The sequence below is a fragment of the Bacillus sp. GS3m_15504 genome, from assembly GCF_055825275.1.
Window position 1 is genome coordinate 1,136,062 of record NZ_JBVVNL010000001.1, and the last position, 16,940, is coordinate 1,153,001.

Genomic DNA, 16,940 nt, shown 5'->3' on the forward strand with positions numbered 1-16,940 from the left:
GACACTCGCTAAGAGTGTCTTTTCTTTTTGTTAGTTACAGTGTTTAAAACTTTTAAAAATTCTGTATTTTTGATAAACTGAAAACATCGCTCATTTTAAGAGAGGAGGAAAAATATGAAAGTGTTTATGAATTTAGCTTGGTTTTTTAAACAAGAAAAACGAGCGTACATAACCGGAATTGTTTTATTATTTGGCGTTGCACTTTTAGAACTTGTAGCACCAAAAGTGATTGGGATTGTTGTAGATGAAATTAATGATGGAACATTAACGACTGATAAGTTACTAAAATGGGTTGTACTCTTAGTAATTGTAGGTATTACGATGTACGTATTACGTTACGTATGGCGTATTATGATTTTCGGGTCTTCATTAAAGTTAGCTCGCCAATTACGGAAAAATTTGTACGAACATTTTACAAAGATGAGTCCATCTTTCTACCAGTCAAATCGCACGGGGGATTTAATGGCACATGCGACTAATGACATTCAAGCCATTCAGCAAACTGCTGGAGCAGGTGTTTTAACACTTGTTGATTCTTTAGCTGTTGGGGGATGTGTACTCGTAGCGATGGGCTTTACAATTAGTTGGAAGTTAACATTGTTAAGCTTAATTCCAATGCCGATTGTAGCAATATCGACAAATTATTACGGATCTTTATTACATAAAAGGTTTCATAAAGCGCAGCAATCGTTTTCGGAAATCAATGATAAAGTGCAAGAGAGTATGAGTGGGATGAAGGTAATTCGATCGCTTGGACAGGAGAAAGAAGATTTACAAGCGTTTCGAAAAAAATCAGAAGATGTTGTACATAAAAATATGTTAGTCGCACGTATTGATTCGTTATTTGATCCAACAATCGCTCTTATCGTAGGATTTTCTTTTTTAATCGCAGTATGTTACGGGTCAGTATTAGTTGTGAGAGGTGAATTAACAGTAGGTGATCTCGTTACATTTACGACGTATTTAGGTACTCTTGTTTGGCCAATGTTAGCGTTTGGATGGTTGTTTAATATTATGGAGCGTGGGCGTGCTTCGTATGATCGTGTAGAAAAAATCCTCTCGCAAAAATCAGATGTAGTAAATAGAGAAAATGCTGTGCATACAATAGCGAGCGGTGATGTTTCATTTGCGGTCGATTCGTTTTCGTATAAGAAAAATGAACTGTTACATTTAACAGATATTCACTTTGATTTGAAGAAGGGGGAAACGTTAGGGGTCGTGGGACGTACAGGTGCAGGGAAAACGACTTTATTAAAATGTTTAATTCGTGAGTATGATCATTTTAATGGTGAATTAAAAGTTGGAGAGCGGGATATTAGAGATGTAACACTTTACGGTGTCCGTTCTGCCATTTCATATGTGCCGCAAGATCATTTTTTATTTTCAGCGAGTATTGGGGAGAATATTGCCTTTGGAAAGGCGGATGCTACATATAATGAAATTACCCGTGCTGCAGAGATTGCTTGTATTCACAATGACATCCTTCAATTTTCAGAAGGGTATGAAACAGTAGTTGGGGAAAGAGGCGTTTCTTTATCTGGAGGTCAAAAACAGAGAATTTCTATTGCGCGTGCTTTATTAACGGATGCTGAAATATTAATTTTAGATGATTGTTTATCAGCAGTAGATGCAAAAACAGAAGAAACAATTTTAAATGCTTTAAAGAGGGAAAGAGCAGGGAAAACAACGATTATTACTGCCCATCGTTTAAGTGCAATTCAACATGCCAATCTCATTCTTGTAGTGGATGAAGGCAGAATTGTACAAAGAGGTACACATGAGCAATTAATGAAAGAACATGGTTGGTATAAAGAAATGTATGAGAGCCAGCAGCTAGAAGCATTAGTCGAGAAAGGAGGCGTATGATGACTGAGAAAAAACAGAGCGATTTAAGAAGATTGCTTTCTTATATGAAGCCATATAAAGGACTATTAGCATTAGCATTTTTATTTCTAGTTGGTGCAACTGTAACTGAAATGATGGGACCTTTTTTAATTAAACAATTTCTTGATGAACATTTAGTACCACGTAACTTTGATCAATCAGCACTTGTTACACTATTTGTAGTGTATATTGTTGCTCACTTATTAAAAGTATTATTTACTTATTTAGACTTGTTATATTTTCAAAATATCGCTTTTAAAATTGTTCAAGATATGCGTGTTGAAGTATATGAGCATGTTCAAAAGTTATCATTAAGTTTCTTTGATCGTACGCCGATTGGTACGCTTGTATCACGCATAACGAATGATACGGAAGCAATTAAAGACTTTTATGTGAGTGTATTATCAACATTTGTTAAAAATATCGTATTTTTAATAGGTATTTTAGTAGCGATGTTTTTATTAAACGTAAAATTAGCGCTATTTTCTCTCGTATTAATTCCAATAATGTTTGCGATTATGGTGCTATATCGCCGGAAAAGTGCAGCTTTTTATTTAGAAGTGCGTAATCAATTAAGCGTGTTAAATGCAAAGTTAAACGAATCCATTCAAGGGATGAATATTGTTCAAGTGTTTAGACAAGAAAAGCGTATGAGAAAAGAGTTTGAAGAAGTGAACAATAAACATTATAGTGCAGGGCGACGTACGTTAAAGTTAGATGCGTTGCTTTTACGTCCAGCTACAGATTTAGTACATATTGTAGCGATTGCATTAGTACTTGGTTTATTTGGAATTGATGCTTTGAAGAGTCCTGTTGAAGTAGGCGTTTTATATGCGTTTGTTAACTATATCCATCGTTTCTTCCAGCCTGTAAATGAGATGATGATGAAATTATCATTTTTCCAGCAGGCACTTGTTTCATCATCACGCGTATTTCATTTAATGGATGAGAAAGATTTAGCACCAGTTCAAAAAGGGGATGGAAATCCTCAAGTCGTTAATGGAGATATTGAATTTAAAAATGTTACTTTTTCTTATGATGGAAAACGTGATGTTTTAAAAAATGTATCTTTTCACGTGAAACAAGGGCAAACGGTTGCTTTCGTTGGGCACACTGGTAGCGGAAAAAGTACCATTATGAATTTATTAATGCGATTTTATAATATTAAGTCCGGAAATATTGTAATAGATGGTGTAGATTTAGAAAAATTTGAAGAACAAGAAATTAGAAAGAAAATAGGACTTGTACTGCAAGATGCATTTTTATTTGCGGGAAATGTGAAACAAAATATTCGTATGTATAATGAAGAAATTACGGATGAAGAAGTAAAAGAAGCGGCACAATTTGTGCAAGCGAATACGTTTATTGAAAAATTACCAGAGCAGTATGAAACAGAAGTAGTAGAAAGAGGAGCTGCATTTTCTAGTGGTCAACGGCAATTAATTGCTTTTGCTAGAACGATAGCAACGAATCCGAAAGTATTAGTATTAGATGAAGCAACAGCTAATATTGATACAGAAACTGAAGATGCGATCCAAACAGCGTTACAGCAAATGCGAAAAGGGAGAACGACTATAGCCATTGCGCACCGGTTATCTACAATTCAAGATGCAGACCAAATTTTCGTTATGCATGATGGAGAGATAGTAGAAAGAGGAACACACCAAGAATTACTGAGTGAACAAGGGTTGTATTATAATATGTATTTACTACAAAATAAAGGAAGTTTACAAAAGGCCTTGTAGAATTACAAGGTCTTTTGGCTGCGTGTGAAATTTTTACGAAAAACATACGAATAACATAGTATAATGTAGTAGAAATATGTATGGAAAATAGTAGGAAATGAAATGAAGGAGAAAAAATATGGATTATGTGCTAATAGGTGTAATTTTATTATTATTAGCTGCAGTATTCGTGCTGTTTTATAAAAATAAACAGCTAGAATCAGAGAGTCAGCAAGCGGAATTTGAAAAAAAACAAGCAATTGAAACGTACGAAAATGAAATTGCAGCTACGGTTACAGAACATAAAGAGCAGCAAAATACATTAAAAAATATGGAACAGAAAAAATACAATGATTTACAAATAAGTGCAGCGAGAGAACTTGAAAATATGCGTATGATGAAAAATCAATTAGCTGTGCAACATAGTAAAGAACGCAGTGAAATGCAAGAAAAACATAGTAACGAAATACATATGTTTCAAAAGTTAATTGCAGATTTGCGAGAGTATACGAAAAATGGAGCCGAAGTGAGTACACACGAAACATTACATTATATGAAGCGTGGTTTCGTAGAGCAAGGTATAATACTAGATCATGAATTTCATATTATGCCGAATGTTTTTATGAGGAATCAGCATGGAAGAAATGATTTTCGAATTCATCATCTTGTTTTAAGTAAAACGGGTATGTATGTACTTGAAACGAAAGAATGGACAGGGAAATTAATTCATGGCTTAACGAAAGAAAATGCTAGTACATATTCATTTATGATTGATGAAATTGGCAAGTATCAACAAGAGATAGAGAAAGAAGAGACGTTTGAATATATTACAGGTGAAGATTCATTAACGATACAAGTGAAAAATGACGGGAACCCAGTATATAGAGCGAAGAAACTATCTCATATTCTATACAATTGTTTGAAAGAAATGCAAGTTGATATTGTAAAGGAAAACATAAATCCAATTGTATATTTTTATAATGAGAATGGGAAAGAAGTGTTAGATCTTTCTGAAGAAAAAACGCCGAGATTAAAAGATAGAGAGCAACTTGTATCATTTTTCAGAAATGAATTCTTAACGGGGAAAGTAATATATACAGGTCAAGAGTTAGAAAAACTTCGAGAAACCATTAATCGAATGAATTATATAATGAATTAAAAAGAGGTGGGCTTTCTGAGTGCTATATTAAGGGGTATTTTGTATGTTTATATTTGTTTGTATATACTCATGTATCTTGCTTTTATGTTTATTATTGGTATGGCTCATACGTCATTAAGTGTAACGAGCATTTTTATAATAGTCATGCCATTTGTTTTATTAGTTATGATTCAAAAGTCGATCTTATATGTTGCTAAAAATCGTAATGAAGAAAAGAAGCAAATGTCGGGAGTATTAATAGTAGCACTTATTCCGTTAGTAGTATGTACTGCACAATTAAGTATGAATACGTACACTTCCAAGTTTAACCAAGATCGGTGGTTACATGCTGAAGATAAACGGGTACATATGGTAGATGATCTATTGCAAAAATATAAATTAACAGGAAAATCAAATGAAGAAATTACACAATTATTAGGAACGCCTACTGAAACGAGAAATGGAGAAAACGGGGTTATCACTTCGTACTATCTTGGAACTGAACGTGGCTTTATTCCCATAGATAGTGAACAGCTTGTTTTACAATTTGATAGAGATGGTAAAGTTCTGGAATATAAGGTGCATACCGATTAAAGAACCGTAGAGAGAAGCTATATATTATAGCTTCTTTTTTATATTCCAATATAGCAAATGTAGGCAAATAGTAGTCATTCCTATCTATACGAATTGGAATGAGTCTGTTATATTGTAAATGGTTATGTTGTTTAATAGTTTAGTAGATAACCTATATTTTGGCTGAGGAGGGGAAATTTAACACGAACCTAATTATATGCGTGTTAAGTAGTATGATGAAAAAAGGATTTTATAATGTTTTAGCTGCATCAATTGTATTTAGTATGGCAACGATTCCAAATTATTCCTATGCTAACGAACTTGACAAAACGGTTACAGTTTCACCTGATGAACAAGCTTTAAAAAGTATTGAAAACCATATGAAAGATGAAGATGGTAGAGGAGAAGATAAAGGAGTAAGAAATGAAGTGCAAGGTGAATTTCTTGTACATATAGTGAAAGAGGTACCTTTATACGATTCTAGTAATTTTCAAAAAGAGACAGGGGTTCGTATTTCGAATCAAGTCGTAAAAGCTGAGAAGAGAAAAGGAAACGCTTACTATGTTCAAACTTCATCGGGAACTGGTTGGATACAAAATAGCGATGGGAATGTAGAAGTTAAAGAAATTCACCCGTTATTAAGTGAGAAGTTAATTGTAAATGAAGAAACCTCTACATACTCTGAACCATTTGCTTCATACAAAGAAGAAAATGTACTGGAGCCACAAACTATTCAAGCAATTGGACAGGCTGGAGAATGGTTCCAAGTAAAAATAAATAATGAGATGAAATGGATTCATTCACCTTCAGCAAAATTTGAAGGAACAAAAGCTTCGCTTATACAAGGCGCAGCACCAATACGTACAAAATATGCAGCAGCTATGTATGCTGCACCAATAGAAGAGAAGACAACGGATATTTATGGTGTACCTTTAAAAGAAATGATTGTACCGAAAGGAAATGAAAATATTCGTCCGGGTTATGCGATGAACCCGAAGTATATTACGATTCATGAGACAGATAATTACAGTGTGGGGGCAAATGCTAGAAACCATGCGATATATTTATATAACCAAGCAACGGGAACGGAAGATCGTTCAGCGTCGTGGCATTTTACAGTAGATGATAAAGAGATTTATCAACACCTGCCATTAAACGAAAATGCTTGGCATGCAGGAGATGGGGCAGAAGGAACTGGAAATCGAGAATCAATTGCGATTGAAATTGCTGTAAACGAAGATGGTGATTATAATAAAGCCGTTGAAAATGCTCGTAAACTAGCAGCTTATTTAATGGGGGAATTAAATATTCCTTTAGAGAATGTAAAAAAACATCAATTTTGGAGTGGGAAGATTTGTCCAGCCATTATGATTAAAAATAATGGCTGGGAACCATTCTTACAAGGAACAAAAATGTATTATGATGCGAACCATAAAGATGATATAACGGGTGGTTGGTACGAAGCAGACATTCGTGAATTAGATAAGCGCGGCATTATGGTTGGAGATGGGAAAGGTTCTTATTGGCCAGAGCGTCTTGTGACACGTGGTGAATTTGCGAACTTCATTTCAAGATCATTGCAGTTACCTGAAGGATCATCGAATTTTAGTGACTTAAATGCAGCACATCCATCGCTAATAGATGGTATTAATCGTGCAGCAAGTGCCGGGATAATAAGTGGTAGAGGAAATGGGATATTTGCTCCAAATGATACGATTAAACGAGATGAAGTTGTTATCATGATTGACCGTGCACTGCAATATAAAAAAATTAAAGGTAACTTAGTTCCACTGCCATTCTCGGATCAAGATTTAGCATATGATAAACAAGCTGTACAACGTGTTTATGGATTAGGCATTGTAAAAGGAAATGAAAATAATGAATTTATGCCGAAAGGTTCAGCAACGCGTGGAGAATCAGCAGCATTTATTAATAGAATGTTAGAAGTAATAGAAAGTAATTAATAAAAAAGCATTCGCTTTTGCGAGTGCTTTTTTATTTTTCAATATGTCACGGAAGGGAGTGGAGGTTTTTGAGTGGAATAAGGAATGAAAGTGGAGGTGATGAATATATATAGATGCGTTAAGTTGTTTTTTGTATATTGTATAAATGAAAAGGAGGTAAGACGGTGAAAGCTATACCGACTGATGTCCTGAGTAAAGAATTGATGGAAAGGGAAGGCGTTATATCTATTACAGTAAAGGAATTTGAAAAGATAGAAGTAGCTGGAGTAGTAGTTGCTGGCCCCGCGGTTATTTTGATTAATCAAGATTAAGTACATAGTATCAATTTAGAAAAGTACGAAAAGCATCCTTCCAGGGTGCTTTTTATTTGTATGCAAGGAAGAAGATGGTGGATAATTGGATTACTGGAGGGAGAGTATGTGGCAATTATTATAACGATGTTAGTAATGGGAGTTTTATTAGGATTTGTTGGAGCTGGGGGAGCTGGGTTTATTATCGCGATACTCACGTTAGTATTCCATATTCCTATTCACGTTGCACTTGCAACGTCTTTAACTGCTATGGCATTTACGACATTATCTGGGGTTATAAGTCATTATCGTGAAGGAAATGTAGTACTTACTATAGGCGGGATTGTTGGTGGATGTGGGGCATTTGGTTCTTATATCGGTTCCCAAATTGGCTCGCTTATACCACCGTATCTTCTTCATTGGTTTACAGCTGGGATGTTATTTTTATCTGCGATTTTTATGTGTATTAAATTAATTAAATTTCAAAATGAGGAAGAAGTACGTTTAGTAAAAATCAAAGATATTTCGAAAGAAAACATAATGAAATGTATATGTCTTGGGTTAGTCACTGGAATGATGGCTGGTTCATTCGGGATTGGTTCTGCACCATTTATTCAACTTGGATTAATGGTTCTATTAGGATTGACGATTCAGCAATCTGTAGGAACAACAATGCTTGTTATATTGCCGATTGCGATTGGGGGTGGGTTAGGATATAGTTCAGAAGGGTATCTAGATTATATATTATTATTGCAAGTATTAATTGGGACGATGTTAGGAGCTTATATCGGTGCGAAGTTTACAAATTATGCACCACGTATGCTTTTGAAGTTTTCAATGATTATGACACCAGTTTTCGCTGGATGTATGTTATTAATGGAATGAAAATAATATAGCAAACTAATATGTTTTACGAATGAATTATGTAAGTAATTCATATTTCCCATATAAAAGGATTTGTTTTAATATAATGAGTGTAAAGTTCGAGTATTCGAAGTACTACTTGAATTATATCCCTATCCCTTTTCTAAAAATGCGAACAAGTTTTGCCCTATTCTATTCAATATTTAATTGTATAGAAATATATTGTTCGATGACCATTATGGAACGTACATAATGGGAAAATCCCGATCCTTAAAGAGGATGCCCCTAATCTTCATGTGAAAATATGATCGGATATGAAAGCTGACCAATTTATGGTCAGCTTTCTTTTTGTTCAAAAACTATTTCTTCTTTAATTTCTGTTTGTAATAATAAAGCTTTTCCGAAACGACGTTTACATTCTGCACGCACTTTTTCAATAGCTAATAGCTGAGTAGTAGCAGGAACTGTGACGATAGCTTGGCGGGGTTTTCGATTTTCTTCACAAAAGACACATTCCACAACATATTTAGAAATCATGCTTTCATCCTTCCGTTTTTAATTTCTAAGAAGGAACTGCCTATGAAGTTGATGTAAATTTTCGTCATTGTTTTCCTTTTTTCCTCTTTTTTCAAGGAGAAAATAAAAAAGGAGACGAATAGTAGTAGGGGAGGGATGTATATGGAAAGATGGATAGGTTGTGCAGCAGTATGTGTAAATGAAAGAAATGAAGTTTTAATGGTATTGCAAGGACAAAAGGGTGAAGAAAAAAGGTGGTCCGTCCCAAGTGGAGGGCTTGAAAAAGGAGAAACACTAGAGGAATGTTGTATTCGAGAGGTTTGGGAAGAAACAGGTTACAATGTGGAAGTTGTAAGTAAAATATACGAAAAAGAAGGGATTACATACGGGGTGCCTGTAAATGTTCATTATTATGTCGTAAAAAAAATGGGTGGTAGTATGAAAATCCAAGATCCTGATGAGTTAATACATGAAATTGCTTGGAAGGGGATAGAGGAAATAAAGCAAATAACACTATCATTCCCAGAGGATTATGAGATTTTAAACGAATACATAAATAAAAAAGCGAGTGTTTAAACACTTGCTTTTTTAATGTATCCACGATAAGAAAAGCGGAACGATAACTAAGCTAGCTCCTGCTGTTAAAAGCATAGATAAACTTGCGATTGTTCCCTCTACAGGACCGATTTCGAATGCTTTCGATGTACCGGTTCCATTTGCGCTCGTTCCTAACATAATACCTTTTGCAATTGCTGTTTTAATACGGCATATACGAATGAGAGAAGGTCCGAGCAATGCTCCTGTTAACGCAGTTAAAACAACAAATACTGCTGTTAATTGTGACATACCACCAATCATTTCTGAAATAGCCATTGCAATTGGTGTCGTTACAATATGAGGTGCTAAACTATGTTCTAACGACGAATCAATTTGAAAATAATTTGCTAGTAGTGCTGAAGTAATAACTGATAGAAACGAACCGACAATGACATTAAGTAAAATAGCCATTCCATGTTTCTTGAGTAAATCAAAGTATTTATAGATGGGCCACGCGAAAGCAACTGTTGCAGGTTTTAATAATTCTGTTAACCATTGGCCTCCAGTTTCATATGTTTCATAAGATGTGTCTAGTCCGAGTAATAAAGCGATTAAAATAATAGGACAGACGAGAAGAGGAGAAAGTAGGCTCCAATTCCAGCGTTGATACATTTTCTTCGATATCCAATATGTGAATAGTGTTAATAGTAAACAAAGAAAGCCGATCATTGCACGGATCCTTTCCGCTTTAGTAGCAATTCTGTTAAGAGTCCTGTAACGAGAGTGACACAAAGTGTACTAATCATAATAATTAAGATGAGATCGATTCCATATTGTGATAGTGTATCTTTGTAGCGTATGACAGCGACTGCAGAAGGAATGAAAAATAAAATAAGTTCTTTTAATAAAAAGTCTGCACCGTCCTGTATCCACTCTTTTTTCACTAGGTTAAATTTTAATGAAATTAATAATAAAAAAATACCGATAATACTTCCTGGAACTGGGAGGTGTGCCTGTTTTGCAATCCATTCACCTGTCCAAGCGAAACAAAATAATAGTAAAATTTGTCCGCTTAATTTCCACCATTTCATACAGTAACCACCTCTTTCTTTTTTTACATAAAAATTGTAAAAAAGAATTAACAATTTCTACTATACGTTCATTCGAAAAATTTGTCTAATATATAAATTATATGTTATTAATATATTAGACGTATTAATTGAAATGGAAAAGGGTGTCCAAAATGGAATTACGGCATTTGCAATATTTTGTTGTAGTGGCAGAGGAGTTACACTTTGGACGAGCAGCTGCTCGTTTACAAATGACACAACCACCGCTTAGTCAACAAATTCAGCAATTAGAAAAAGAAATGGGAGTTATGTTATTTTCAAGAACGAAGAGAAAGGTTGAATTAACAGAAGCTGGAGAAATGTTTTTGAAAGAAGTAAAAAAAGCGTTTGAACAAATTGAAAAAGCTGTAGAGATTGCACAAAGTGCCCAAAGGGGAGAAGTGGGCTCACTTTCAATTGGTTTTGTAGGTGCGGCGATATATGATATTTTACCATCTATCGTAAGGGAGTATAGAAAGAAATTTCCGAGGGTATCTGTTGCGTTACATGAATTATCTACTCCAGATCAAGTGCATGCACTTCATGATAATCGTATTGATATTGGATTTTTGCGTCCACCAATCCCAACACAATTATTAGAATTAGAGCCAATTCAAAAACTATCTTGTACTTTATGTTTACCGAAGGCTCATCCACTTGCAGAGAAAGATGAAATACATATAGAAGATTTACGGGATGAACCGTTTGTATTTATTACGAGACCAGTATGGCCAGCTTTGTATGATACAATTTTATCCCTTTGTAGAGAAGTTGGATTTAGCCCGCGTATTGTGCAAGAAGCAACGGAATATCAAACAGTTATGGGACTTGTAGCAGCAGGGATTGGAATTACAGTAATACCGGTATCGGCAAATAAATTATATAAAACAGAAGTTGTATATAAAGAGCTATATGATTCTAATTTTGTTGCAGAAATGTCAGTCGCTTACAAAAAAATGAATAGCAATCCAGAGCTTTTAGAGTTTTTAAAAATTGCAAGAGAGAAGAAAAGAATAGAAGTTGAGGATGAGATTAATTAAGTTATTAAAAAGTACACCTCATTAAACACTAAAGCGGAAATGTAATTATATTGCATTTCCGCTTTAGTGTTCTTTTTTTAGTTCTATACGAAAGAGATAAACATGTTCATTTTGTTTTCTAGGACTAAAGACTTAGAGGAAATTCCGATTGTAGTGCGATGTTTAAAATGTCATATTTTTATACACTAGTAGTATAGAATGCGTATGTAATAAGGTAGGGGAAGAATTTTATGTCTTTATGTCGGTTAGCGAGAAAAAATATAAGAACATTTGCTACCAAAAGGATGAAGCAATTTATGTGGATTGCTATGAGTACTATGATTTTGTTTTTTATGATATCGCTACAATTTAATGAAATAGTTGTTGGGGAATTAGGGACTACACTTTTATTTCAAATGTGTTTTTACACGTTGTTTATCGTAGTCATTTTCATATGTATGTTTATTACATATAAAATGACGTATTCTTTTCTGCAAGTGAGGAAAGAAGAAATTAAATCTTATGTAGCAGAGAATGGGAAGAGAAATGATGTACTATGTTTATTATGTCAGGAGCAATTGTTTATTTATGGAGCAGCGTTTGTTTTTGGATTAGTTAATGGGATGTTATTTTTGAAGTTATTTACGATTATCTTTATGAAAATAGCAGGAATACAAGGTGTAAATAGTGCACCGATTACAATATATGCAATAGTTGTTGTTAGTATAATTATGATTGTTATCCTTCTATTATCGATGGTGCAATGTATTCGATTTGTTCAAAGTTTACAAGATGAAAATTCATTTCAGTTTAAAGAAAAGGCATGAGAAATCATGCCTTTTTCCATTTTACACATAAAAGTAATCATGTTACAGTGTAAAGACCTGACAAAGAATGGGAAGGAAAGGTTGTATAGCATGACAAATGAACAATCAATTGTAAAGGTTGAGCAGTTAACGAAGCGAATCGGTTCAAAGACACTTGTAGAAAATATTAGTTTCGAAGTTAAAAAAGGTGAAGTAGTTGGTTTGCTCGGACCAAATGGTGCTGGAAAAACGACTTTAATGAGAATGATGGTCGGCATGATTCGTATGACAGAGGGCGAAGTTTGGATTGACGGTCAATCTGTTAAACAGCAATTTGAAAGTACTGCCTCGAAAATTGGAGCAGTAATTGAGACACCGGAATTTTATCCGTTTTTGAGTGGCTATGAGAATTTAACATATTTCGGACGCATGAATGGTAACGTGACAGAAGAACGTATTGATGAAGTAGTGAAACTGCTAGGTATGGGACAAGTCATTGATCGCAAAGTAAAAGCATATTCACTCGGTATGAGACAACGATTAGGAATTGCTCAAGCGCTTATTCATGATCCTGATGTATTAATATTAGATGAACCAACGAATGGATTAGATCCTAGTGGAATACATGAAATGAGAATGTACATAAAGAAAATTGCACATGAACAAGGAAAAGCGGTACTTGTATCTAGTCATTTGCTTTCAGAAGTTGAATTAATGTGTGACAGAGTTATCATTATTCAGCACGGAGAATATGTGGCGACACAAAATATTCAGCATAATCAAAGTGAAGAGATGGAGACAATCCGTATACGTGTAGATGATGCGAATAAAGCAGCAGAAATGTTAGATCAAGATGTCTTAATAAAAGGTAATGATTTACTTATTCATGTAAAAGATGAAGAAATCCCAAATGTTATTCGTACATTGCTTGAGAAAAATATTCAAGTGTATCGTGTATATGAAGAAAGAAAAACGCTAGAAGAGCAATTTTTAGAATTAACAGGGGGAAAAGATATTGTTTAATTTAGTGTATAACGAACTGTATAAAATATTTAAGCGAAAACGAACGATTATTCCATTTGCAGTTATTGCAGTATTAATAATTGGATTAGGATGGGTTACGGTAAAGTATTTAGAACCGGAAACAAAAGGATGGAAAGCCGATTATACAGAACGAACAGTAGAAATTGAGAAAAAGTTAGGCATGAAAAAAGAAGCTATTTTAGCAGAGCAATCTGGGGACGAGCTTATCAAGGAATATCAGCTCAAGATGAAGCATTTAGATACAGATACAGCACCGGCAAGTAGTTCTCCGCTTTCTTTCATGAGAGATACAGGTTTTATCGTATTTCCAATATTGCTCCCGTTTATCCTCGTGTATGCAAGTACAATTTTTGCGAATGAATATAGCTGGGGAACATATAAATTTTTAACGATACGACCAGCGAGTCGCTTTAAAATTTTGATAGCTAAATTTTTAGCAATTGTGATATTTGCAGCATTATTGTTTATATTTAATATGATTTTCTCCATTTTATGTGGACTGGTTATTTATAAATTCCAGCAGCCTGCATGGAGCGAGTTTATTTTCCAAGATGGAAATATTATAAAACAAAATATTTTTGTAGAAGCTAGTAAGTATTATATTTTATCGTGGTTGCCGACGATTGTGTACGCAGCGTTTGCATTTATGATTTCTGTGCTAACAAGATCTAGCGGAGGGGCGATTGGTATTTCACTATTTCTTGCTTTATCAGGTAATATCGCATTACTAGCAGCAACTAGATATGATTGGGCGAAATATTTATTGCCAGCAAACACAGATTTATACAGTATTGCAAAGAATGGAAGTTTTATTGATGGAGTAACGTTCCCGTTTGCATCATGTATGTTATTACTGTATTTATTTGTATTTTTAAGTGTTTCTTATACAGTATTTTTGAAACGTGATTTAACTTAAAAAAGGAGCCGTTAAATATGTCTTAACGGCTCCTTTTTTATGCAAATTGTTTAAGTGCCCTTTCAGCTAGCAAAGCGAAGTATTCTGCACTTACAGGTAATGCTCGCTCATCTACTGTAAAAGCTGGATGATGCCATTCGTGTGTACCACTTGTTCCCATAAAGACGAAGGAACCAGGTATTTCTTGTTGATAAAAAGAAAAATCTTCTCCGGCCATTGACGGGGTAGGAGAGACGATATTTAAATTCATAGTTTCTGCAACTTGAGTCGATAAGTTTGTTAGGGATGTATCGTTATGAACAGCAGGAGGACCTGCATAAAAACGAAATTCTGTTTTTACACCTAATGCATCAGAAACCCCTTGAATAATACGTTTCATTAGCGCAGGGATCTTTTCACGTGTTTCATTTTGAAATGTACGTACAGTTCCTTCCAGCGTTGCTTTTTCAGGAATAACGTTCCACGTATTTCCTGAGTGGATGTTTGTGACACTAACGACGGCATTATGTGAAGAACTTATATTTCGGCTTACAATTGTTTGGAGTGCTATCACAATTTGAGAAGATGCGACAATAGGGTCTACCCCAGCATCTGGTACAGCTGCATGTGTACCAACTCCGTGAATTTCAATTTCAAATCGATCAACTCCGGCCATCAGTGGACCATCTTTAATACCGATTGTACCTACTGGTAAATCAGGTTTATTATGCATACCGAAAATAGCTTGTACACCACGTAAATGCCCGGCTTCAATTACTTTGCAAGCACCATTACTACTTTCTTCAGCTGGCTGGAATATAAAGCGTACAGTTCCGCTAAGAGAAGATTCTTTTTCTTTTAGCAAATAAGCAGCCCCTATAATAGCAGCTGTATGAAAATCATGCCCACAAGCATGCATCCTACCGTGAATTTTTGAAGCGTACGGCAAATTTGTTTCTTCTTGAATAGGTAGGGCATCAATATCGGCACGGATTGCTATAAGTGGTCCGTTACTATTTCCAGAAATTTCAGCAATAACGCCTGTTTCTAAATTAGAATGTATAATGGTAATGTTTTTTTCTTCCAACCAATTCTTTATAGCTTTCGTCGTTTCAAATTCTTCGTATGATAGTTCTGGATGCTCATGTAAATTTCGACGAATAGAAATTAGCGTCTCAGTTAATTGCTCTAGATTTGCAGCCACGTATAATGCCTTCTTTCTTAAATAAAGTATTTACATTAAGTATACAATATTAAAAGAGAGGATTCTCAAATGAAAATCCTCTCTCGTTTATGCTGCCAATTTTTTGTGTGTATGATGTTTACGATAACGTCCACGCATTGCATAGGCAATTTGCGGGATTGCAATACCGATTAAAATAAGTGATACACCGAACCATTGTGAAGAGAGCACAGCTTCTTTTAAAACGAATACAGACATAATTGTAGTAACGGGTAGTTCTGCTGCACCAAGAATGGTTGCTAAGCCAGAACCAATCTTTGGAATACCAATTGTAAAGGCGATAGAAGGAATAACGATACTAAATGTTCCTAAACCTAAACCGTATTTCCAAAGACCCTCAGAAATTGCACCGTTAAAAATAAATGTTGGAGGGAATACGATCATTACTAAAGTTAAAGCACCAGCCATTAAAAGAACACCACGTGGTAATGAAGGTACTTCAACAGCAACTTTTCCGCTCACAAAAATGTATGTTGCAAATGTAACAGCAGATAACAGGCCTAGTATAATTCCTGTCGTATCGAAATCACCCGCTGATTTTTCTAGTAAACCACTTGATAAAAATGTACCTGCAAGTAAGAAAATAACGGAAATAACCTTTTCTCTTGAAGGTAATGTTTTTGTTGCGACTGCTTCAATAATAATTCCGACCCAAACGAATTGAAATAAAAGTATAATTGCAATAGATGCTGGTACAGTTTTTAATGAAGCATAATAAAAAATTCCAGTGAAACTTGCAGATGTACCTGCAACGAATAAAATTAATGCTTGTTTTAATGGAACACGATGTCTAGAAAATAGAAGTGTAATAGCAAGCAAAATAATCCAACCGAACAAATATTGGCTGCCAATTACCTCTCCAAGTGAAAATCCTTCTGCATATGCAAGTTTAACGAAAATAGCTAAAATCCCATAACTACACGCTCCTAATAAAACTAAAAGAGAATAACGAAGCATGAAAAATTCCTCCCATCTATATGAAATTGTTCCATAACGGACATATATAACTAGAGGGAAGTATACAAAATTAAAAATGAAGGGTCAAATAAAAGAAAAGTGTGACATTTTATAGAATAATAATAAAAGTATGATATTTATGCATAATCTTGAAATTAGTAATAATAGAAGTATTGTAAAATCAGCTTTCTATTGTATAAAGACAGCATTTGAAAAAAATATTTTTTAATCAACACGTATATAGACATACGAATAATATGCTAATCATTTGAGAAACTATGTTACCTTTGTTATGTTAATAACATTAGAGAGCTTTTGTAGTTTAATTGAGATTTTTCTATATAATAGAAGGAACTGAAAACGTTTTTTTTGAAAAA

The 16,940-nt window shown here is 34.4% G+C and carries 17 protein-coding genes; 12 read left to right on the forward strand and 5 right to left on the reverse strand.

Features of this window, described 5'->3' with window-relative positions:
• Positions 1–114 precede the first annotated feature (114 nt).
• From AC0L0O_RS06140 to AC0L0O_RS06170, 7 genes are all read left to right on the forward strand, one after another.
• A complete protein-coding gene (locus AC0L0O_RS06140) occupies positions 115–1,866 on the forward strand; it encodes an ABC transporter ATP-binding protein (protein WP_000862474.1) in 1,752 nt (583 codons plus the stop codon).
• Entirely contained in the window at positions 1,866–3,629 is a 1,764-nt protein-coding gene (locus AC0L0O_RS06145) for an ABC transporter ATP-binding protein (protein WP_000136733.1), read from the forward strand. Before AC0L0O_RS06140 ends, AC0L0O_RS06145 begins: the two co-directional genes overlap by 1 nt.
• A 118-nt stretch (positions 3,630–3,747) precedes the next feature.
• Entirely contained in the window at positions 3,748–4,767 is a 1,020-nt protein-coding gene (locus AC0L0O_RS06150; RefSeq protein WP_473785670.1) for a nuclease-related domain-containing protein, read from the forward strand.
• A gap of 6 nt (positions 4,768–4,773) precedes the next feature.
• Positions 4,774–5,340, forward strand: a complete 567-nt coding sequence (locus AC0L0O_RS06155) for a hypothetical protein (protein WP_075395428.1) — start codon at positions 4,774–4,776, stop codon at positions 5,338–5,340.
• Between the two features lie 215 nt (positions 5,341–5,555).
• Positions 5,556–7,283, forward strand: a complete 1,728-nt coding sequence (locus AC0L0O_RS06160; protein ID WP_042511879.1) for an S-layer homology domain-containing protein — start codon at positions 5,556–5,558, stop codon at positions 7,281–7,283.
• Positions 7,284–7,447: 164 nt separating this feature from the next.
• Positions 7,448–7,594, forward strand: a complete 147-nt coding sequence (locus tag AC0L0O_RS06165; RefSeq protein WP_000644411.1) for a BC1881 family protein — start codon at positions 7,448–7,450, stop codon at positions 7,592–7,594.
• A gap of 108 nt (positions 7,595–7,702) precedes the next feature.
• The gene (locus AC0L0O_RS06170; protein WP_098638381.1) at positions 7,703–8,458 is read left to right on the forward strand and encodes a sulfite exporter TauE/SafE family protein; all 756 of its coding nucleotides are present in this window, start codon (positions 7,703–7,705) and stop codon (positions 8,456–8,458) included.
• A 315-nt stretch (positions 8,459–8,773) separates the two neighbouring features.
• On the opposite strand, the gene AC0L0O_RS06175 is transcribed toward AC0L0O_RS06170, so the two are convergent.
• Complete coding sequence (locus AC0L0O_RS06175; protein ID WP_000624205.1) at positions 8,774–8,974, reverse strand: DUF3903 domain-containing protein; 201 nt, start codon at positions 8,972–8,974, stop codon at positions 8,774–8,776.
• Positions 8,975–9,115: 141 nt separating this feature from the next.
• Between AC0L0O_RS06175 and AC0L0O_RS06180 the strand changes: the two genes are divergently transcribed.
• On the forward strand, positions 9,116–9,529 hold the full coding sequence (locus AC0L0O_RS06180) for an NUDIX hydrolase (RefSeq protein ID WP_000442968.1): 414 nt from the start codon (positions 9,116–9,118) through the stop codon (positions 9,527–9,529).
• Positions 9,530–9,541: 12 nt separating this feature from the next.
• Here the strand turns inward: AC0L0O_RS06180 and AC0L0O_RS06185 are convergent, their stop codons facing one another.
• Complete coding sequence (locus tag AC0L0O_RS06185; protein WP_000578959.1) at positions 9,542–10,219, reverse strand: LrgB family protein; 678 nt, start codon at positions 10,217–10,219, stop codon at positions 9,542–9,544.
• The gene (locus AC0L0O_RS06190) at positions 10,216–10,581 is read right to left on the reverse strand and encodes a CidA/LrgA family holin-like protein (RefSeq protein WP_000872364.1); all 366 of its coding nucleotides are present in this window, start codon (positions 10,579–10,581) and stop codon (positions 10,216–10,218) included. Before AC0L0O_RS06190 ends, AC0L0O_RS06185 begins: the two co-directional genes overlap by 4 nt.
• A gap of 152 nt (positions 10,582–10,733) precedes the next feature.
• Here AC0L0O_RS06190 and alsR point away from each other — a divergent pair, with 152 nt between their 5' ends.
• The 4 genes from alsR (at position 10,734) to AC0L0O_RS06210 (ending at position 14,384) form a co-directional block, all read left to right on the forward strand.
• Positions 10,734–11,639 carry an acetoin biosynthesis transcriptional regulator AlsR gene (gene alsR / locus AC0L0O_RS06195; protein ID WP_000423226.1) on the forward strand — a complete coding sequence of 302 codons (906 nt, stop codon included), beginning with the start codon at positions 10,734–10,736 and terminating at the stop codon, positions 11,637–11,639.
• A gap of 230 nt (positions 11,640–11,869) precedes the next feature.
• Positions 11,870–12,445, forward strand: a complete 576-nt coding sequence (locus AC0L0O_RS06200) for an FtsX-like permease family protein (protein WP_000050629.1) — start codon at positions 11,870–11,872, stop codon at positions 12,443–12,445.
• Between the two features lie 90 nt (positions 12,446–12,535).
• Entirely contained in the window at positions 12,536–13,447 is a 912-nt protein-coding gene (locus AC0L0O_RS06205; protein ID WP_000180629.1) for an ABC transporter ATP-binding protein, read from the forward strand.
• Positions 13,440–14,384: an ABC transporter permease gene (locus AC0L0O_RS06210; RefSeq protein ID WP_428889388.1), complete on the forward strand. Its 945-nt coding sequence runs from the start codon at positions 13,440–13,442 to the stop codon at positions 14,382–14,384. Before AC0L0O_RS06205 ends, AC0L0O_RS06210 begins: the two co-directional genes overlap by 8 nt.
• A gap of 37 nt (positions 14,385–14,421) precedes the next feature.
• Here the strand turns inward: AC0L0O_RS06210 and AC0L0O_RS06215 are convergent, their stop codons facing one another.
• Positions 14,422–15,567 (reverse strand): M20 peptidase aminoacylase family protein, encoded by a 1,146-nt coding sequence (locus AC0L0O_RS06215; protein WP_428889389.1) that lies wholly within the window; start codon positions 15,565–15,567, stop codon positions 14,422–14,424.
• Between the two features lie 87 nt (positions 15,568–15,654).
• A complete protein-coding gene (locus AC0L0O_RS06220) occupies positions 15,655–16,563 on the reverse strand; it encodes an EamA family transporter (protein ID WP_000947030.1) in 909 nt (302 codons plus the stop codon).
• Positions 16,564–16,940 lie beyond the last annotated feature (377 nt).